Raw genomic sequence first — 18,709 nt, forward strand, 5'->3', positions numbered from 1 at the left:
CCCGGGCCGTGCGGCCGGAGGGCGTCGTCGGCCGGTGCTCAGCGGTCGCGCAGCCGTCCCGCTTCCGCCAGTGTCCGTGCCGCCGCGCCGGCCAGACGGGGCCGGTTGCGTACGAAGCGACGGGCGGCCCGGGCCGGTTCCCGGCCCAGCCAGTGGGCGGCCCCGCCCGGTACCGGACGCACCACCACACCCTCGTACACTCGCAGGTCACGGGTCTTGAGCGACTCCTTGTAGCGGGCGGGGCCGCTCCCCAGGTCGACCGTCTCGACGCCGTCGGCAGCCGCGGCCTCCAGCATCCTCAGCTGCAGGACGAGCCCGGGGGAGTACTTGGCGTACGCGCGGTCGTACGCCGGAAACCACCAGGACAGCACGGTGCGCGAGCGCAGCCCGAAGTGCGCGGCCACCGGCCGGTCCCCTGCGTACAGCACGGACAGCACGCCCCGGCACTCCGGTTCCTCGCTCTCGCCGAGCAGCGCCACCAGCCGGACGATCCACTCCTGCGCGAACCGGTCGCGCCGGCCGGTCCGCCGGTACTGGGCCGACTTCCAGCCCATCAGCGCCCGCAGCGCGCCCGGGTCCCGGGCGTCGTACACGAACCGCACCTCGCCGGCCTGCCGGGCCAGCTTGCGCTCCTTGGCCCGGGTCTGTCTGAGGAAGCTCGCCGACCTCGCGCGCAGCCGCTCCGCGTACCGCTCGAATCCCTCCCCGAGGTCGACGACCGGTGAGGCGAGCTCCTCGACCGCATGGGGCACGAACGCCCCCTGACCGGTCTCGAGGTTGTCGAACTCCCAGGACGACAGCGCGCAGGACCGCAGCAACCCACGGGCGTCGAGCCGGATCCCGGGACGTAACACGGCCCCCTGACTGTCGGACACACCGAGCCCGATGGCCCGGCCCTGCCCCAAGGGGCCCCGCTCGTACGGGAAGAACCCGACCGGGGATCCGTCGTCCTGCAGTACCGCCACCCTGGCTCCCGGCCTGACCTGACCGACGGCCGTCGTGAACACCGGGTCGAGAAAGGGATTCGAGGGGGCTCGGGACTCCGTCCGTATCTCCCGCCACATCTTCCGGTCGTTCGGGCCGAGTTCGTCCGGCCGCACAACGAGAACGCGCTTTCCAGGCAACTCTGCCTCCTGTGTCATCGGCATGGGGACACACGAAGGCCCGCACATCACGGCGTACCGGCACCAGGCAGTACCCGGGCCGCACGGCGCAGGCCCTTGTCGGTACCGCCGTCACTCAGCAGCGGAACGTCTGCAGTTCGACTGCGTTCGGGGCGGATGCGACCGGCCCCGTACGCCGGCTCGTTCTCGCCGCGCCGATGTCCGTGCCACCCCGGTCCACGCCGGGCGTGGCCGTCCCCACGGCGCTCGCCCCGGCCGCTCCCGCGGCCCGTGGCGTCCGTGCCACCGGTTGCCGAACCGACGGCTCCTTCCCGCACGGACAGGGCTCCCCGGCGGCTTCGCCTCCGGCGCTCGTGGCGCTCGTGGCGCTCGTGGCGCTCGTGGCGCTCGAGGCCTCAAGTGTCTCCAGCACGTCCACGTCGACGGCCGCCGTGACGGGGGTCTCCGCCGCACGCTCACCGTGCGTGGGCCCCGGGACGACGAGCGGCAGCAACAGCAGGCAGGCCACCAGGCCCACCACCGCTGCCCATCGTCGCCGCACCATCGGACCCCTGACCTGTGACTCGGCGGGGAGGGCAGAGTACTGCGGCCCTGGAGGGCCGGCGCCGGACCGGCTCCCCCGACTCGGCCGGCCGCGCCTTCCAGTAGGCCGAGCGCGTCGCGCCCCGTCAAGCCCTCGTGGGCCGATTCGCCCCGCTGGGCCGGTTCCTGCCGAATTCCAACGGAAAGCGCTGCCTCCCGCGGGACCGGTTCAGCGGCTGCCGCCGGGCACGCTCAGCACCTCGCCCGCCTTCGGCGCCTGGACGCCGAGCGGTGCGTCGAAGCCGCTGAACGCGGTGGTGGTCTGCTGCGCGTCGCTCTTGTAGACCGTCTTGAGCAGGTACGGCTTGCCTTCGGCGGCCACGTAGAAGGTGTACGTCCCCTCCTTGTCCGCCTTGTCGGTCACGATCAGCCGGAGGGCCTCGGTGTCCCCGACGCGGGTGGAGCCGCCCTTCTTCGCCGTGCCGAACGAGTCGAAGGGCCGTTCGCAGGAGGTGAGACCGTCGCCCGAACCGGACTGGTCCACCGGCGTCTTCACCCACACTTTCTGCTCACCGGTGACTCCCGGGTACTTCTTCCACTTCTGCAGGTAGGCCCGGTCCGGCCGGACGTAGTCCGTCCCGCCGAGCCGGATCTGCTCCAGGGTGCCGCCGGCCGACCACGTGGTCCGGGACCTGCACCGGCTGTCGAGGTCGGTCACGAGGTGGCTGGTGACGGATCCGCGGGTCGTGCGGTTGGTGATGTCGACGGTGACGGAGCCGAGCTTCCGCATCGTGGCGTTGGCCTCGTCGAGGAGGGCGCCGGCGGACTTCTCCTCGCCGTCGCCGCCGTCGCCGCACCCGGCCAGGACGGCGCCCGCCAGCAGGCATGCGAGCGCGGTTGTCGCGGTAGCCATGGCCCGCACGGAGCCCCCCTGTTGGTCGTGTCAGCCGATGATCAGCACGGGAGCCTACAGGTATCCCGGTGGAGGGGAGACGGGCGTTGCGGGCTCACCTCTCCTCGTCGCTCTCGCGAACCAGCTCGATCGCCCTGCCGAGGGTGTCGAGCCGCTCTTCGAGGGTGTTACCGGCGGGGTAGAGGCGGACCGTGTCGACACCGGCGTCCCGCCAGACGCGCAGCCGCCTGCGCACCATCTCCTCCGTGCCGATGAGCGTGGTGGCGAGCACCATCTCGTCGGTGACGAGACCGGCGGCGCCGTCCCGGTCACCCGCCTGCCAGCGCTCCCGGACCTCCGCCGCGACCTCGGCCCAGCCCTGACGGCTGTAGGCCCGGTTGTAGAAGTTGGTCGAGGCGGAACCCATGCCGCCGAGACTGAAGGCGAGTTCCTTCTTCCGGTCCGCGACCATCGCGCCGAGCGCCTCCTCGTCCGGGGCGAAGGCCACCTCGGCGCCCTGGCAGACGTCGAAGCCGGCACGGTCGCGCCCGGCGGCGGCCAGTCCCTCGTCCAGCGGCGCGAAGTAGGCGTCCGCCGCGCCCTCCGGCACGAAGCTCGTGCCGAGCCAGCCGTCCGCGATCCGGCCGGTCAGCCGCAGCATCGCGGGCGACAGCGCGGCCACGTAGACGGGCACGGCGTGCTCGGCCCGCATGGAGAGGCGCATCGGTACCGCGTCCCCGCCAGGCAGCGGAATCGTGAACTCCGAGCCCGTGTAGGAGATCTTGCCGCCCGCGATCACCTGACGCACGATCTCCACCGTCTCGCGCACGCGCACCAGGGGGCGGGCGAACGACACCCCGTGCAAGCCTTCCATCACCTGGGGCCCGGAGGGACCCAGCCCCAGCAGGAAGCGTCCGCCGGAGAGGTTGGACAGGGTGATCGCCGTCTGGGCGAGAGCCACCGGTGTGCGTGTCCCGACCTGCATGACCGCGGAGCCGAGCAGCATCCGTTCCGTGCGGGCCGCGTAGTAGCCGAGGACGGACGGGGCGTCGGAGCCCCACGCCTCGGCCACCCAGCAGATGTCGAGCCCCAGTTTCTCGGCCTCCACGACGAAGTCGGCCTGCCGGGACCAGGAGCCGAGGGCCGCCGCCTCGACGGTCGTCGCCGTCCGCATCACGCCTCCGCCCGCCGCCGGATGTGCTCCAGCGTGGCGGTCATGCCGCGCTCGAACTCCCGCATCCTCACGAACACGATCTTCTGCTCCTTCTCCGGCGTCGCGTCGATCGCGAAGGAGAGGCCCGAGCGGCCGGGCCCCATCCGCATCCACTGCGACAGCTCGGTTCCGCCGTCCCGGGGCTCGAGCCCGAACCGCCAGACCGCACTGGGCTCGGCCGGATCGCCGACCGCCCAGGAGAACACCCGCTCGGGATCGCACGCGACGACCGTGGACGTCGTCTCCCACTCGCCGAACGCCTCGTGGCTGCTCCGCCCGACGAACCGCGCCCCGACGACCGGCCCGACGGCCCCGTCGACCCACCGCGTCGACTGCAACTCCTCGCTCATCCCGGGCATCCGCGTCACGTCCGACACCAGCGCCCACACCCTTCCCGGCGGGGCGGCGATCCACGTCGTCACCTCGACCGTCGGTCCGTCCGCGTAGCGCGCGCCCGTCCACTGCATCGTATTGCCGGCCTCCTCGTCGACAGGGACTGTGCCGACAGAGTTTCGTAATGAGACTGAACAGGTCAAGAGGCGATGAAGATGTTCCGCATCAGGTGATGACGCAGGCGAGCGCCGATGTGCCCCGGTGCGGGGAACCGTGCTCGAAGAGCCGCGTACGCTACCGGTGGCTCCGCCCCGGGGATCTTCACGCCCGACGTACCCGCCGGCGGGGGAGTCATCAGGGACGGCAGTGGCCGAGCCGATCCGTCGGCGGGCACCATGTTGCATGGCCGGGCGCGGTCTCCGAGGGGGTGCCCGCACCGGTCTTCGAGCGGAGGACGAGATGGCGTCGGCGATGAGCGAGCGGTATCACCACCGCCAGAGATGGGCGGCCCGGGGAGCCCTGGCGGCGGTCGCCCTGGCGGCTGCGCTGCCGCTCGTCTCCGGCGGTCTGAAAGGACTGCTGCTGCTCGCGGCGGGCATCGCGGGCCTCGCCGTGACCGCGGCCGCGCTCTGGTGGGTCCTGTCCCGCCGGGGACCGGTGCGCGTCGCGGCGGCCACGCTGGCAGCCGCCACCCCCGTCGCCGTCATCACCCTCTTCGCGACGGCCAATCTGCTGTGGGTCGTCTTCGTGTCCCTGCTGCTGTGGTGCCTCGCGGTGTGGAGCGGCCGCTACGCGCTGCGCAGCACGGGCCTGCGGCCGGTCCGGGTCAAGGAGTACCGCACACCACCGCCGCGGCGGCCCTTCCTGCTGCTCAACCCGCGCTCCGGCGGCGGCAAGGTCGAGAAGTTCTCCCTCAAGGAGAAGGCCGAGGCGCTGGGCGCCCAGGTCTTCCTGCTCGACCCGGACCAGCAGCAGGACGTCACCGAGCTGGCCAGAGCAGCCGTGGCCGACGGAGCCGATCTGCTCGGCGTCGCCGGAGGCGACGGCACGCAGGCCCTGGTCGCGGCCGTCGCGGCGGAACACGGCCTTCCGTTCCTCGTCATCTCGGCCGGCACCCGCAACCACTTCGCCATGGACCTGGGCCTCGACCGCGACGACCCGTCCACCTGCCTGGACGCCCTCACCGACGGGGTCGAACTCCGCGTGGACCTCGGGTTCGCCGACGACCGGCCCTTCGTCAACAACGCGTCGTTCGGCGTGTACGGGGCCGTCGTCCAGAGCCCCGGTTATCGCGAGGACAAGGTGGGCGCGGCGCTGGAGCGGCTGCCCGAACTGCTCACCCGGCAGAGCGGGCCGCGCCTGACGGCCACGGCCGACGGCACCACCGTCGCCGACCCACAGGCCATCCTGGTGAGCAACAACCCGTACCGCATGGACGACCCGTTCGGCTTCGGCCGGCGCGAGCGGCTCAACTCCGGGAAGCTGGGCGTGCTCGCCGTCCGCGTGGACAGCGCGGTGGAAGCGGCCGAACTCTTGCTGTCCCCGCGCCCGGAAGGCCTCACGGTCCTCACCGCCCAGCACGTCGTCGTCCAGGGCGACGAACCGAGCCTGGAGGTCGGCCTGGACGGCGAGGCGCTCACCCTGCCCGCACCTGTGCACTGCCGTATCGCACGCCGGGCCCTGCGTGTCCGGGTGCCCCGCGACCGTCCCGGCGTCCCCGAGGCACCCCCGCGCCTGGACTGGCGCCGGCTCCGCAAGCTGGCGGCAGCGGTCGGCCGTACCGCCGCGCCCTCACGCTCCTGGCGCCCCTGAGCGCGAGGATCGGCCCTGCGCGAAGGTCCCTCGTGCCGGTGGCACGAGGGACCTCTTGCGTGCACCGCCGCGGGTCAGGCGCCCTTCGGGCCTGCCTGCTGCACGACCTCGAAGGACCAGAGGGTGGAGTCGCTCGCGGCGGGCCTGGGGCGTTCGCCGCCCTCGCCGCCGCCCTGGTGCGCGGCCTTCATCGGCCCTTCCATCCAGGCCTTGAACGACTCCTCGTCGCGCCACCGGGTGTAGACGAGGTAGGTGTCGGTGCCCTCCACCGGGCGGAGCAGCTCGAACCACTCGAAGCCGTCGGAGCCCTCGACGGTGTGCGCGCGGGAGGCGAACCGCTTCTCCAGGACTTCTCGCTGCTCGGCGGGCACGGTCAGCACATTGATCTTGACTACGCTCATGGGCCCCATCTTGCCCGATGGCGCATCTGCCCCGGTTAAGCGACCCGGCACGACCTTCCCGAAGGTTTTGAACGCGTTCAAATTTGGGCTACGCTTGCTGTCACACATCCATGGGGGAGGCCGCATGAAGATCGTGATACCGGGCGGGACCGGACAGGTCGGCACGGTCCTGAAGCGCGCGCTGAGCGCGGCCGGACATGAGGTCGTGGTGCTCAGCAGGCGCCCGCGCCGGCCCGGTGAAGTGCCCTGGGACGGCGCGACGCTCGGGCCCTGGGTGAGGGAGATCGACGGCAGCGACCTCGTGGTCAACCTGGCCGGCCGCAGTGTGAACTGCCGCTACACCCCGGCCAACCTCAGGGAGATGATGGACTCACGGGTCCACTCCGCCCGGGTCGTGGGCGAGGCGATCGCGACAGCGGCCCGGCCGCCCCGGGTCTGGCTCCAGATGAGCACCGCGACCGTCTACGCCCACCGCTTCGACGCCCCCAACGACGAGGCCACGGGCGTGATCGGCGGAACCGAACCCGACGTCCCCGCCTACTGGTCCTACAGCGTCGACATCGCCAAGGCCTGGGAGCGGGAACTGGAGACGGCCGGCACCCCGCGCACCCGGAAGGTGGCCCTGCGCGCCGCCATGGTGATGAGCCCGGACCGCGGTGGTGTCCTGGACGTCCTGCTGCGTCTGTCCCGGCTCGGTCTCGGCGGCCCGGTCGCCGGCGGCGCACAGTACGTGTCATGGATCCACGAGCACGACTTCGTCCGCGCGGTCGAGTTCCTCGCCGCCCGGGACGACATCGCGGGTGCCGTCAACCTCGCCGCTCCCGCGCCCCTGCCGCACCGCGCCTTCATGCGCGCCCTGCGGACCGCGTGCGGCGTCCCGGTGGGCCTGCCCGCGACGCGCTGGATGGCCGAGGCGGGCGCCTTCGTCCTGCGTTCGGACACCGAACTGCTGCTGAAGAGCCGCCGCGTCGTCCCCGGCAGGCTGCTCGACGCGGGCTTCGCCTTCGATCACCCCGACTGGCCGGACGCCGCGGACGACCTCGTACGGCGGCTGCGCGGCAGGCGCGCGGATCACTGAGCCGGGATCAGCTCTGCCCCTTGCCCTTCCTGCCCTGCTCCAGCGCCTGACCGGTCATGTCGGTCACCTGCCCGGCGGGCGGCGCGTCCGCCTCCACCTCGGTGCCGAAGTCGGTGAAGTCCATGACGGTGCGCACCGTGACCTTCCCGGGGGAGGACGAGGCACCGGTCGAGGACCGCTGCGCCGCACCCGGTTCGGCCTTGACGGCCATGTCGATCTGCTGACGGCGCATACGGCCCTCGTCGTCGAGCCACACGTCCATCGGCAGGGTCGGGCCGACCTGCTTGCTCAGGGTGTCGCCGTCGGGCAGTTCGGCGACATCGACGGAGACGCGGTAGTGCGTCGTCCGCACGCCGTCGATCGTGGCCGTGCCCTTCTTCGTCACGTCCTTGTCGGTGATCGCCTTGGCGTACGCGGCGGATCGTGCCGGATCGCTCAGGGACTGATCTCCCGCACCCTGCTGTGCCGCGACCTTCCCCAGGTCGATCTTGATCCACGGTTTGCCGCGCGGTGCCTGCCCCTTCGGCATCTTCTGGTACAGCACCTGATCGATCACCCGCTGCTCGATCCGCTGTCCCTGCACCGTGAGCGTCAGGACGCTGTCGCCGTCCTCCAGGTCCACGGCGCCCTGCCCGTTCGCGGTCTCCGAACGCCCCTGGGCCGAGGTCTGCACCCGCAGTTTCACCTTGGCGGTGTCCTCCTCGGCCGTCCTGTCGTAGGCCGAGCGCACCGCCTGGGTGCCCAGCTCCTGAGTGCCGCTCCGCTGTGAGGATGCGCTTCCGTCGTCGTCGCCGCAGCCGGCCAGTGCCGTTCCCGCCAACACCCCGGCGACGCCTAAGGCACAGACCCTCCTGCCGTTGCCCGCCTTGTTCATCGAACCAGCTCCTCTCCGGTGTGGTGCGACCCAAGTGCCCATGCCGGGCATGAACACACCTGGCCGCGCGCGGAGTTGGAGTCGGGGATGCGCAGGGCGGGGGTCCGGTCAGTGGCGGCCGCGGAACTTGCCCAGCAGGCGCTGCGCCTGGGCCCGCTTACGAGGGTCGGCCGCGGCCCGCCGTGCCTCCGCGACGACCCGCTGCCCCTGCGGGCTCCGGGCGAACTGCTTGATGCGATTCAGAATGCCGGCCATGCCGCACCTTCTTTCGTGTCTGACGTCGTCCTGCCTGGGGTTCGCCTACCCCCCGGGCGAGGTACTCAGCCCTGTGCCCGCCGGATGGTGCGCGACCGAACGTGTTTGCCGTCGGAGTCAGAGGCAAGTCGGTGTCCATGACGGATGAGAACAAGCGCACGAATCAGAAGCCGGCAACCATGCAGACGACCCAGTCCAAGGCCCGCAGCGCCGCGGACAAGGCGAGCACGTCGACATCCCGGGCGGCGAAGGGCGCTTCGGCCAAGGCCGATGACGCGGCGTCAGCGGTCAAGTCCGGCGCCGAACGCTCCGCCGAGACGGCGTCGGCGGCCGTGCAGACCGCGGCCAAGGGTGTCGAGGCGGGCCGCCAGGCGGTCGTCACGGCCTCGGGCCATGTCGTGGCCACGGCCAAGACCGCCTGGACGGTCATCGCCCACCGCAAGCTCGTCGCCGCGGGTGTCGGGGCCGGCCTGACCGCCCTGAGCGCCGCCTCGTACGCAGTGGGACGTCGAGCGGAACGCCACACGTACGGTCCCCTCACCCGGATGACCGGCGGGCGGATCTGACCCTCGCGAAGGGCGCTCGACACGACGCCCGCAAGGTCGGCAGGCGGCGCGGCGCATCACCGGACGTCCCGGTGGTACGCGGCGCCGCCTCCTTGCGGCGCCGCCTGCTTGTGGACACCGGAGTCGACTCCCGTTCGTCGCGTGGCTTCGCGCACATCCGGTCCTCGACATGGTGCCCCTCTCGCGCTTCACGGCGTTGACGAGGAAGGATGAGACCGCAAGCGAAGGATCAACCCATGCGGAGGAGCGGGCCCATGCAGCACGAGCGAGCGGGCAGTCCGGCCGGTCACGAAGATCTCGTCGATGTCGCCCGTCTGGTCACCGCGTACTACGCGCTCCACCCCGACCTGGACGATCCGGGGCAGCGCGTCACGTTCGGGACCTCTGGACACCGGGGTTCGTCACTGGCCGGCGCGTTCAACGACGACCATATCGCCGCGACCAGCCAGGCCATCTGCGAGTACCGCGCCGACCAGGGCATCGACGGCCCGCTGTTCCTCGGCGCCGACACCCATGCCCTGTCGGAGCCCGCGCGGGTCACCGCGCTGGAGGTGTTCGCCGCCAACGAGGTGACCGTGCTGATCGACGAGGCGGACGGCTACACACCGACCCCCGCCGTCTCGCACGCCATCCTCACCCACAACCGAGGCCGCAGCACGGGTCTCGCGGACGGCGTCGTGGTCACCCCGTCCCACAACCCCCCGGCCGACGGAGGGTTCAAGTACAACCCGCCCAGCGGGGGCCCGGCCGCCTCGGGCGCGACGTCCTGGATCCAGGACCGGGCGAACGAGATCATCCGGGGCGGTCTGAAGGACGTACGGCGCATCCCCTGTGCCCGGGCCCTCGCCGCCCCCACCACCCGCCGCTACGACTTCCTCGGCACCTACGTCGCCGACCTGCCGAGCGTGCTCGACCTGGACGCGATCCGCTCGGCCGGAGTGCGCATCGGCGCGGACCCCCTGGGCGGGGCGTCCGTCGCCTACTGGGGCCGTATCGCCGAACAGCACGGCCTCGACCTCACCGTGGTCAACCCGCACACCGATCCCACCTGGCGGTTCATGACGCTGGACTGGGACGGCAAGATCCGTATGGACTGCTCGTCGCCGTACGCGATGGCCTCGCTCATCGAGCAGCGCGACCGGTTCCAGATCTCCACCGGCAACGACGCCGACGCCGACCGGCACGGCATCGTCACCCCGGACGCGGGCCTGATGAACCCCAACCACTATCTCGCCGTCGCCATCTCCTACCTCTACGCCCACCGCGACAGCTGGCCGGCCGCCACCGGCATCGGCAAGACCCTGGTGTCCTCCGCCATGATCGACCGGGTCGCCGCCGACCTCGGCCGCGAACTGGTCGAGGTGCCGGTCGGGTTCAAGTGGTTCGTGGACGGGCTGGTCGAGGGCACCATCGGCTTCGGTGGGGAGGAGTCGGCCGGGGCGTCCTTCCTGCGCCGGGACGGCTCCGTGTGGACCACCGACAAGGACGGCATCATCCTGGCGCTGCTCGCCTCCGAGATCACGGCGGTCACCGGCAGGACCCCGTCGGAGCACTACGCCGGTCTGACCGACCGCTTCGGCGCACCGGCGTACGCCCGGATCGACGCCCCGGCGACCCGTGAGGAGAAGGCCCTCCTCGCCAAGCTCTCCCCGGCACAGGTCACCGCCGACACCCTGGCCGGTGACGCGGTCACCGCGGTGCTCACCGAGGCCCCCGGAAACGGCGCGGCCATCGGCGGCATCAAGGTGACCACGGACAACGCCTGGTTCGCGGCCCGCCCCTCGGGCACCGAGGACGTGTACAAGATCTACGCCGAGTCGTTCCTCGGCCCCGACCACCTCGGCCGGGTCCAGGAGGAGGCCAAGACCGTGGTGCTGACGGCCCTGTCGGACTGACCACCGGCACGGTACGGCCCGGACCGCATCGGGGCGGCCCGGGCCCCGGCGGGTGCCGGCTCGTCCTGGTGCACCGCGATACAGGACACTGGGCGTAGATCCGACCGGGAAGGATGTCACGTGATCATCTTCGGCACCAAGGGATACCTGTACCAGCTGGCGATACTGACGCTGGTGTGCGGACAGTGCGGCAACCCCGCCGCCCACACGCTCAGGAAGCGCGTCACGAAGTTCACGCTGTTCTTCGTACCGCTGTTCCCGATCTCGACGAAGTACCTGACGCAGTGCACCTTCTGCGGGGCGGAACAGAAGGTGACCAAGGAGCAGGCGGAGCAGCTGCAGGCCCAGGGCGCGGGCGACGGCCCCGGCGGCCGTCCGCACGGGCAGCCGCAGCAGCAGCACAGGTTCTGAGCGGCCCCCTGCCGGCGGACCCGCCGGTCGCGGGTCCTGGTCCGGGCATACTTCGGCGCGGCCCGAAACGTCCCGCCCGTAGCGTCCTGGACCATGAAGATCGACACCCACCGAGTGATCCGGCCGAGCGTTCTCTACTTCGGCACCCCCGTGGTGCTGCTGACCACCGAGAACGCCGACGGTACCCACAACCTCGCTCCGATCTCCTCCGTGTGGGCCCTCGGACAGCACATCGTCCTGGGCCTGGGCAGCGAGAGCCAGACCGCCCGCAACCTCGCCGAACGCCCGGAGCTCGTGGTCAACGTCGCCTCACCCGAGCTCTGGGAGCAGGTGGAACGTCTCGCACCGCTCACCGGCGCGAGCCCGGTGCCGGAGGCGAAGCGGGGGTTGTACCGGTCCGAGCGGGACAAGTTCGCCGCCGCCGGGCTCACTCCCGCCGCCTCCGACCTGGTCGCGCCGCCGCGCGTCGCGGAGTGCGCCCTGCAGCTGGAGGCACGGGTCAGCGCGCTGACACCGGGTGGCGGGGGGCTCTTCTTCAGCGTCGAGTGCGAGGTCCTCCGCGTCCATGCCGCCGAACGCGTCGTCGTACCCGGCACGCACCACATCGACCCGGCCGTCTGGAGCCCGCTCATCTACAACTTCCGCCACTACCACGGCCTCGCCCCCGAGCTCGGCCACGGATTCCGTTCGGAGACGGCCCGGACGACGGTGCCCGCCGTCTGATCCGCCCGACCCGATCCGTGTGGCAACCGGAAGATCCCGGGTACCCGTCGCCCCGGGCCCGGACCTGTGTGGGCCGATGGGCCTCCAGCAGTCGATCAGGGAAAACGGAGGCGTGAAGATGAGCACCGTCAAGGAAACCGTGGAAGTCGACGTCCCCCTGCACACCGCCTACAACCAGTGGACGCAGTTCGAGGAGTTCCCGAACTTCATGGAGGGCGTCGAGGAGGTCAGGCAACTGGACGACCGCCACAACCACTGGACCACCAAGGTCGGTGGGGTGCGGCGCGAGTTCGACACCGAGATCGTCGACCAGCTGCCCGACGAGCGTGTCACCTGGCGCACGACGGGCGGGGACACCCACCAGAAGGGCTCGGTCCGCTTCGAGCGAGTGGACGACACCCACACCCGGGTGGAGCTCGTGATGGACATCGAGACCAGCGGAGCCGCCGAGAAGGCCGCTGACATGCTCGGAACGATCGACCGGCGCGTCAAGGGCGACATGAAGCGCTTCAAGCAGTACATCGAGGAGCGCGGAGCCGAGTCCGGCGCCTGGCGCGGACGCATCCAGCCGGGTGGCAGCACCGGTCCCACCATCTGACACCCCCGGCCCCGCCTTCCGGACCCGGCCTCCACCCAGTGGAGGCCGGGTTTTCTCATGCCCGGCGGTGCCCGGCGGTCCCCGACGAGCAGTGGGTGGCGTTTCGGCCATCCTTGTGACATGCACCTGTCCAATTCGGTCTCCCGGTGGCACGCTGCCCCCTGACTGCGCGCAGTGACACCCCTGCCTGACCGGGTGGATGGGCCCCATCACCCGGCCCCCACAGCAGAAGGAGACCGCGTGATAGGCAGCCCCCGTAGCCTCCGCTCGTCCGGCGGCGCCCGCGTTCGGCACACCGTCCTCGGCGCACTCGCCGGCGTCGCCGCGCTGCTGGCGACCGGCGTCACCGCCACACCGGCGAGCGCCGCGCCCGAACCCGGAGCGGTCGCCCCCTCGGCGCAGGAACGCGCCCTCGCCTTCTGGACCCCGCAGCGGATGCGCGAGGCCACCCCGCTCGACGTCCTGTCCGTCGACCGGTCCGACGTGCGGGCATCGGCACCCCGCAAGGGGAGGGCAACCGTCGTCGCACCCAGCTCACCCAGCGCACCCGCCTCCGCCGTGGGCCCGCTGGCGTTCCCCCAGGGCGGCGGCCCCTGGTCCCAAGGCGGAGCGGTGAGCGCCACCGCGGGGCGCGTGTTCTTCACCTACCAGGGCCGGACCGCGTCCTGCTCCGGCAACGCTGTCACCAGCGCCAACAAGAGCACCGTGCTCACCGCCGGCCACTGCGTGAAGCTGGAGGGGACCTGGCACACCAACTGGGTCTTCGTCCCCGGCTACCACGACGGGCAACGTCCGTACGGCACCTGGACGGCGGCCAAGACCTCCTCCACACCGCAGTGGACGGCCAGTGAGGACATCAACTACGACATCGGCGCGGCCGTGGTCGCCCCGCTCGACGGCAAGAACCTGACCGATGTCGTCGGCGGTCAGGGGCTGGCCTTCAACACCGGCTACAACAAGGCCATGTACTCCTTCGGCTTCCCCGCCGCCGCTCCGTACGACGGCGAGAAGTTCATCTACTGCAGCGGAACCACCTTCCGGGACTTCCTGCTGTCCGGCGACCACGGCCTGACCTGCAACATGACCGGCGGCGCCAGCGGGGGCCCGTGGTTCACCCAGTTCGACGAGGCCACCGGGAAAGGCCTGCAGTCCTCGGTGAACAGCTTCAAGTACAACTTCCTGCCGAACGCCATGTACGGCCCGTACTTCGGCGCGGACGCGCAGAACCTGTACCAGAGCGCGCAGTCCTCCTGAGCCACCGGCGGCATGGCAACCGGGCCCTCCTCCGGACCGTGGGGGAGGCCCCGCCTCCGGGCACGTGCCCGACGGACCGCACCGAGCGGTGAGCGGCCGTGCTTCGGCGGTTCAGCCGGTCGCCTCGGCGAGCAGCCCCACCTGTTCGAGTCCCGACGACGTCGGAACGAGGATGAGCTCGTCACAGCCGGCGGCGGCGAACGCGTCGACGTACGACCTGACCATCTCCGCGCTCACCGCGGCACTCGCCGCGATCTGTGCGGCGGCGTCGCCCAGGAAGCCGTAGTAGTGCTGGAGGTAGCCGTCCGCGTGCGCCCGGGCGTCCGGGCCGAGCGCGAAGTAGGCGAGTGAGAGCTTCCGCGGCGTGCCGCCGCGCCCCGCTTCCTTCCACGCCGCGTCGACGCCGGCTGAGGCCTCCGCGAACATCTCCGGCGTCCCCCCGCCCATGATCCAGCCATCGGCCAGCCGGGCCACCCGTCGAAAACCGGCCGGGGTCGAGCCGCCCAGCAGGAGCTCGGGGCCGCCTTCGCGTACGGGCTCCGGCCCGATCGCACCGGCGAACCCCCGCTCCTCACCCGACCAGACACGCTTCATCTCCGTCAGCTGTTCCTCCAGCCGGCGCCCCCTGCCCTCGGTGGACAGACCGCTCGCGGCGAAGTCGTCGTCACGCCCGCCGAGTCCCACACCGAGGACGAACCGCCCTCCGGACAGCCGGTCGACCGAGGCGGCCTGCTTCGCCAGCAGGGCGGGGTTGGTGTACAGCGGCCCCAGCAGCACGCTCGTCGTCAGCCGGATCCGGCTGGTGACCGCCGCGGCCGCGCTCAGCGCGACCAGCTCCTCGTACCCCGGGTACACCAGCCGCCCGATCGTGCCGAGCGTGCTGAACCCCGTCTCCTCGGCCCGCCGGGCCCACTCCACGAGAACCGAACCCTCGGTCCCCGGAACCGTGTTGGGAAGGCCAATACCGATGTCCATCGTCCACCTCCGGTGCTGAGAGGGAACCTCCTACCCACCCGGTCTCCGGCGAACCGGTGTGACGCACTGATCATCGCGGACGGGAATTCCGCGACCGTGCGGTGGGCATGCATCGACCGTTTGCCGACGCCCCCACAAGGAGTGAAACCGGCCATGAACGCTCCAGCGACGTCGCCCACCCGCACCGCCCCCGGCGGGCTCCCCCTGATCGGCCACGGCATCCAACTCGCCCGCAGCCCCCTGCCGTTCATCAGCTCCCTGCGCAACCACGGCTCCGTCGTGCGCATCCGCATAGGCCCCACCCCCGCCTACGTCGTCACCGATCCCGCCCTCACTCGCAAGGTCCTGGTCACCGACGCCGCGCACTACGCCAAGGGCGGCAAGATCATCGACGCCCTGCGCGTGTTCTTCGGGGACGGGCTCGCCACGATCGCGGACGGCGACGCCCACCTGCGCAACCGGCGCCTGATGCAGCCCATGTTCAACAAGGCGCACATCGCCGATCGCGGCGACGCCATGATCGAGCAGGTCTCCGCTTTGGTCGGCGCGTGGCCCGAAGCGCGGCCGCGCGACGTGTACGAGGACATGAACGAAGTCACCCTCGCGGCCTTCCTCGTCGCCCTGTTCGGCGCGGACCTGCCCGAGCATCTGGAGGGCGAGTTCACCGCGCTCATGCCCGAGATCATGAAAGGAACGATTCGGCAGACCATCCTGCCGCCCTGGGCGACCCGGCTGCCCCTGCCCGCCAACCGCGCCCACGCCCAGCGCGTCGCACGCCTGCGCGCCCTCATCGACCAGGCCATCGACCACCGGGCGAGCCGGGCGACCGGGCGGTCCTCCGACACCGAGACGGCCGCGGCTGAGGCGGGATGCCCGCACGCGACGGCCCGCGAGCAGCGGACCGGCCTCTTCGACACCCTGCTCACCGCCGAGGATCCGCTGACCCGGCAGCAGCTCCAGGACGAGGCCATCACCCTGCTGACCGGAGCGATCGAGACCACCGGTACCACGCTCGCCTGGACGCTGTACGAGATCAGCCGTCATGCCGGTGTCGAACAGCGGCTGCGCGAGGAACTCGCCGCCGTGTGCGGGGACCGCCCGCTGCGTTACGACGACCTCGAGCACCTCCCGTACGCCCGCCGGGTGTTGCAGGAAGCCATCCGCAAGTACGGGCCGGCCTGGCTGGTGACCAGGACCGCCACCCGTGACATCGACCTCGGGGGGCATCTCGTCCCCCGGGGCGCCGACGTGGTCTGGAGTCCCTACCTGCACCAGCACGATCCCCGGGTGTTCGCCGACCCCGACAGTTTCGACCCGGACCGCTGGACACACGAGAACGTGTCGGCCACCCGCGGCTCGTTCCTCGCCTTCGGTGACGGACGCCGCAAGTGCATCGGCGAGAACTTCGCCTGGGCCGAACTCCAGATCATCCTGGCCACCGTTTTGCGGACATGGCCGTCCTTCGAGCTCACCTCCGAGGAGCCGCGTGCCCAGGCCGTCGTCACCGTCAAGCCGGACCGCCTGACCATGGAGTTCCACGGGAGGCCGGCCGCCACGCGATGATCCGCATCGCTTCCGCGAGCGTTGCGGACAGCGGTGTCAGGACCAGCCGAACCGGCGGTCCACCACCGCCGCGAACTCCTCGAGCGTCACCACCGCGTCCCCGTTCCGGTCGGCGGTGTCGAACAGCGCGGAGGAGGCTTCGGCGTCCTGCACCCCCCAGTACGGCACCACACCGGAGGCGGCCAGGGACGGCCCCTTGGTCCGCAGGGCGACGATCACCTCTTCCCGGGTGAGCATGCCGTCCTGATCGAGGTCCAGCGCCTCGAACAGTCTGCGGGCCTTGTCACTCATGGTGGTCCCCGTCTCGTGGTGGACCGGAGGCGGATCCGTCCCGTCCGTCGGGGAAGACGCCGTGCGCGCCGTCCGGGTTGCCCCGGGCGGGCGCGGGCCCCGCGGGCGGGGAGGGGACCGGCTCCAGGCGAACGCAGCAGTGGCCGGGACTCGGGGCCAGACAGGCCTGCAGACCGCTCTCGTCGAGGCCCGCGAGGGCGCCGCGGAGCAGATGGAGGTTCATGCCGCAGACGGTCTCGGTGTGTTCGCGGGCGAGCGTGTGGAAGGGACAGTTGCCCAGCACGATCGCCTCACCGTCCGGGCGGGGCTCGAAGCCGTGCCGTTCCAGCAGGCCGAGCACGGTCGTGCGGCCTTGTCCCGCGAGCTGTTCACCGAGGTCGTGGGCCTTGCGGTGCAACACGGCACGCACCGGTTCGCCGGTGGCCTCGGATTCCTCCACGGCCTGTGCGAGGAGCCGTCCGGCCAGCTCGTAGTGCCGCTCGGGCAGGTTGACGGATACCTGCGTGGTGGAGCGCTTGTAGAGCTTGGCCGGCCTTCCGGCCCCCGGGCCGGTGCGGCCGCTGCGCCGCTCGTAGACGACGTCGAGGAGCGACTCGTCCGCCAGACGGTCCAGGTGGAACGCCGCGGTCTGACGTGCCAGCCCGAGGGCGGCGGCGGCATCCTCGCGGCTCACGGGCGCCGGCTGGCGCACGACGTGGTCGTACAGCCGCCTGCGGGTCGGCTCGTCCAGAGCGGCGACCGCGGAGACGGCCGTGTCGGGTCCTTCTTCCGGGTGGTCCACGAACACCAGTGTAAAACCCACGGCCATTGACTAAAGAAGGTGCACGCGCTTCTATCGATAGTGAGAGTTGTCGATAGAAGGAAGGGCGTCATGTCGTCCGCAACCACAACCACCGAGCCCGCCGTCTCCCGGAGGGCTGCGTACACCGACCCCGGCTACCAGGCGTTCGTCATCCTGCGCGTCGGGTTCACCGTGGCGCCGATCCTGTTCGGGCTGGACAAGTTCGCCAACCTGCTCGTGGACTGGCCCAACTACCTCGCGCCGTGGATCGACGGCATCGTGCCCGGCAGTGCCCAGGCGGCGATGTACGCCGTAGGCGCCATCGAGATCGTCGCGGGCCTCGTCGTGGCCGTCGCCCCGCGCTTCGGGGGCTGGCTGGTGGCCGGGTGGCTGGCCGGCATCATCGTCAACCTGCTGACCATCCCCGACTACTACGACATCGCGCTGCGCGACTTCGGCCTGCTGCTCGGCGCGGTCGCCCTGGCCCGGCTGGCCCAGCGCTACCGCGGCGAACAACTCTCGCGCTGACCTCCGGCACGAGGAGAGCGAGGGCCTGGCCCGATCGCCTCGGCGGCCATGCGGAGCGGGTGGGCGCGCGAGCGCGGCAGGTCCTCGCCGCCGGCCGTCCCGGTCCGAACGAGGCGCGGCAGGCCGGACCCGGCCGAGTCCCGGGGTGGGCGCTGTGGCATCGTGGCGCATCGATGACTGAAGCAGAGACACCCCCGGGCGCGGCCGGCGCCCCCGGCCCCCGGGTTCTGGCCGACACCGAGTCGCTCATGGCTGCCGACTCGACCGCGACGGGTGCGCTGTGGCGGCTGGCCGAGCCAGGACGGCAACTGGACGCCAACCTCATCCGCGTCCCGCCCGGAGGGCGTATCGCCACGCACACCGAGCCCGACCTCGACGTCCTCGTGCTCGTCGTCGCCGGCGACGGCACCCTGGCCCCGGAAGCTGACCCGCAGCCCCTGGCTCCCGGCAGTCTGGTCTGGCTGCCGCACGGCAGTGCCCGCGGCTTGGTCGCGGGCGATGGTGGCCTGTCCTACGTCACCGTCCACCGCCGCCGCCCGGGCATGCGGATCGGCACCGGGCCAAGCACCGACACCAGCACCTGACAGGGGCGCCTCGCACGGTCGCGAAGCCCCGGACAC

22 protein-coding genes are annotated in these 18,709 nt (G+C 71.5%); 11 read left to right on the top strand and 11 right to left on the bottom strand.

The annotated features are described in order from the left end of the window. Window positions 1-38: 38 nt before the first annotated feature. The 5 genes from ABZ016_RS36865 to ABZ016_RS36885 form a co-directional block, all read right to left on the bottom strand. The gene (locus tag ABZ016_RS36865; RefSeq protein WP_356921142.1) at window positions 39-1,142 is read right to left on the bottom strand and encodes a GNAT family N-acetyltransferase; all 1,104 of its coding nucleotides are present in this window, start codon (window positions 1,140-1,142) and stop codon (window positions 39-41) included. Window positions 1,143-1,239: 97 nt separating this feature from the next. Then, window positions 1,240-1,668, bottom strand: a complete 429-nt coding sequence (locus tag ABZ016_RS36870; RefSeq protein ID WP_356921100.1) for a hypothetical protein — start codon at window positions 1,666-1,668, stop codon at window positions 1,240-1,242. 207 nt (window positions 1,669-1,875) lie between these two features. Next, window positions 1,876-2,559, bottom strand: coding sequence for a hypothetical protein (locus ABZ016_RS36875; protein WP_356921101.1), 684 nt, complete (start codon window positions 2,557-2,559; stop codon window positions 1,876-1,878). A 94-nt stretch (window positions 2,560-2,653) separates the two neighbouring features. Next, on the bottom strand, window positions 2,654-3,712 hold the full coding sequence (locus ABZ016_RS36880; RefSeq protein WP_356921102.1) for an LLM class flavin-dependent oxidoreductase: 1,059 nt from the start codon (window positions 3,710-3,712) through the stop codon (window positions 2,654-2,656). After that, window positions 3,712-4,218: an SRPBCC family protein gene (locus ABZ016_RS36885; protein WP_356921103.1), complete on the bottom strand. Its 507-nt coding sequence runs from the start codon at window positions 4,216-4,218 to the stop codon at window positions 3,712-3,714. The genes ABZ016_RS36880 and ABZ016_RS36885 overlap by 1 nt, the downstream gene beginning before the upstream one ends. Before the next feature lie 325 nt (window positions 4,219-4,543). On the opposite strand from ABZ016_RS36885, the gene ABZ016_RS36890 reads away from it, so the two are divergent. Beyond that, window positions 4,544-5,896 carry a diacylglycerol kinase family protein gene (locus tag ABZ016_RS36890; protein ID WP_356921104.1) on the top strand — a complete coding sequence of 451 codons (1,353 nt, stop codon included), beginning with the start codon at window positions 4,544-4,546 and terminating at the stop codon, window positions 5,894-5,896. Between the two features lie 74 nt (window positions 5,897-5,970). Here ABZ016_RS36890 and ABZ016_RS36895 read toward each other — a convergent pair whose 3' ends face one another. Beyond that, window positions 5,971-6,297, bottom strand: coding sequence for an antibiotic biosynthesis monooxygenase (locus ABZ016_RS36895; RefSeq protein WP_003987766.1), 327 nt, complete (start codon window positions 6,295-6,297; stop codon window positions 5,971-5,973). A 124-nt stretch (window positions 6,298-6,421) separates the two neighbouring features. Between ABZ016_RS36895 and ABZ016_RS36900 the strand changes: the two genes are divergently transcribed. Then, complete coding sequence (locus ABZ016_RS36900; protein ID WP_356921105.1) at window positions 6,422-7,375, top strand: DUF1731 domain-containing protein; 954 nt, start codon at window positions 6,422-6,424, stop codon at window positions 7,373-7,375. A gap of 7 nt (window positions 7,376-7,382) precedes the next feature. Here the strand turns inward: ABZ016_RS36900 and ABZ016_RS36905 are convergent, their stop codons facing one another. Further along, the gene (locus ABZ016_RS36905; protein WP_356921106.1) at window positions 7,383-8,249 is read right to left on the bottom strand and encodes a hypothetical protein; all 867 of its coding nucleotides are present in this window, start codon (window positions 8,247-8,249) and stop codon (window positions 7,383-7,385) included. Window positions 8,250-8,357: 108 nt separating this feature from the next. After that, a complete protein-coding gene (locus tag ABZ016_RS36910) occupies window positions 8,358-8,504 on the bottom strand; it encodes a hypothetical protein (protein WP_356921107.1) in 147 nt (48 codons plus the stop codon). A 137-nt stretch (window positions 8,505-8,641) separates the two neighbouring features. Between ABZ016_RS36910 and ABZ016_RS36915 the strand changes: the two genes are divergently transcribed. From ABZ016_RS36915 to ABZ016_RS36940, 6 genes are all read left to right on the top strand, one after another. Next, on the top strand, window positions 8,642-9,070 hold the full coding sequence (locus ABZ016_RS36915) for a hypothetical protein (protein WP_356921108.1): 429 nt from the start codon (window positions 8,642-8,644) through the stop codon (window positions 9,068-9,070). 254 nt (window positions 9,071-9,324) lie between these two features. Next, a complete protein-coding gene (gene pgm, locus ABZ016_RS36920) occupies window positions 9,325-10,965 on the top strand; it encodes a phosphoglucomutase (alpha-D-glucose-1,6-bisphosphate-dependent) (protein ID WP_356921109.1) in 1,641 nt (546 codons plus the stop codon). 120 nt (window positions 10,966-11,085) lie between these two features. Continuing rightward, window positions 11,086-11,376: a zinc-ribbon domain-containing protein gene (locus ABZ016_RS36925; protein WP_356921110.1), complete on the top strand. Its 291-nt coding sequence runs from the start codon at window positions 11,086-11,088 to the stop codon at window positions 11,374-11,376. Window positions 11,377-11,469: 93 nt separating this feature from the next. Continuing rightward, on the top strand, window positions 11,470-12,099 hold the full coding sequence (locus ABZ016_RS36930; protein WP_356921111.1) for a flavin reductase family protein: 630 nt from the start codon (window positions 11,470-11,472) through the stop codon (window positions 12,097-12,099). A gap of 118 nt (window positions 12,100-12,217) precedes the next feature. Then, entirely contained in the window at window positions 12,218-12,697 is a 480-nt protein-coding gene (locus ABZ016_RS36935) for an SRPBCC family protein (protein WP_356921112.1), read from the top strand. Between the two features lie 240 nt (window positions 12,698-12,937). Further along, on the top strand, window positions 12,938-13,951 hold the full coding sequence (locus ABZ016_RS36940) for a peptidase (RefSeq protein WP_356921113.1): 1,014 nt from the start codon (window positions 12,938-12,940) through the stop codon (window positions 13,949-13,951). Window positions 13,952-14,062: 111 nt separating this feature from the next. Here ABZ016_RS36940 and ABZ016_RS36945 read toward each other — a convergent pair whose 3' ends face one another. Next, entirely contained in the window at window positions 14,063-14,926 is an 864-nt protein-coding gene (locus ABZ016_RS36945) for an LLM class flavin-dependent oxidoreductase (RefSeq protein ID WP_356921114.1), read from the bottom strand. 153 nt (window positions 14,927-15,079) lie between these two features. On the opposite strand from ABZ016_RS36945, the gene ABZ016_RS36950 reads away from it, so the two are divergent. Then, entirely contained in the window at window positions 15,080-16,489 is a 1,410-nt protein-coding gene (locus tag ABZ016_RS36950; protein WP_356921115.1) for a cytochrome P450, read from the top strand. A gap of 36 nt (window positions 16,490-16,525) precedes the next feature. Here the strand turns inward: ABZ016_RS36950 and ABZ016_RS36955 are convergent, their stop codons facing one another. Together ABZ016_RS36955 and ABZ016_RS36960 are read right to left on the bottom strand one after the other, a co-directional pair. After that, entirely contained in the window at window positions 16,526-16,780 is a 255-nt protein-coding gene (locus ABZ016_RS36955; protein WP_356921116.1) for an EF-hand domain-containing protein, read from the bottom strand. After that, window positions 16,773-17,561, bottom strand: coding sequence for a helix-turn-helix domain-containing protein (locus ABZ016_RS36960; RefSeq protein ID WP_356921117.1), 789 nt, complete (start codon window positions 17,559-17,561; stop codon window positions 16,773-16,775). The genes ABZ016_RS36955 and ABZ016_RS36960 overlap by 8 nt, the downstream gene beginning before the upstream one ends. Window positions 17,562-17,651: 90 nt before the next feature. On the opposite strand from ABZ016_RS36960, the gene ABZ016_RS36965 reads away from it, so the two are divergent. Both ABZ016_RS36965 and ABZ016_RS36970 read left to right on the top strand, forming a co-directional pair. Then, on the top strand, window positions 17,652-18,089 hold the full coding sequence (locus ABZ016_RS36965; RefSeq protein ID WP_356921118.1) for a hypothetical protein: 438 nt from the start codon (window positions 17,652-17,654) through the stop codon (window positions 18,087-18,089). A 173-nt stretch (window positions 18,090-18,262) separates the two neighbouring features. Beyond that, window positions 18,263-18,673 (top strand): hypothetical protein, encoded by a 411-nt coding sequence (locus ABZ016_RS36970; RefSeq protein ID WP_356921119.1) that lies wholly within the window; start codon window positions 18,263-18,265, stop codon window positions 18,671-18,673. Window positions 18,674-18,709: the final 36 nt, after the last annotated feature.

The organism is Streptomyces sp. NPDC006372, assembly GCF_040612515.1.
Classification (GTDB): Bacteria; Actinomycetota; Actinomycetes; order Streptomycetales; family Streptomycetaceae; genus Streptomyces.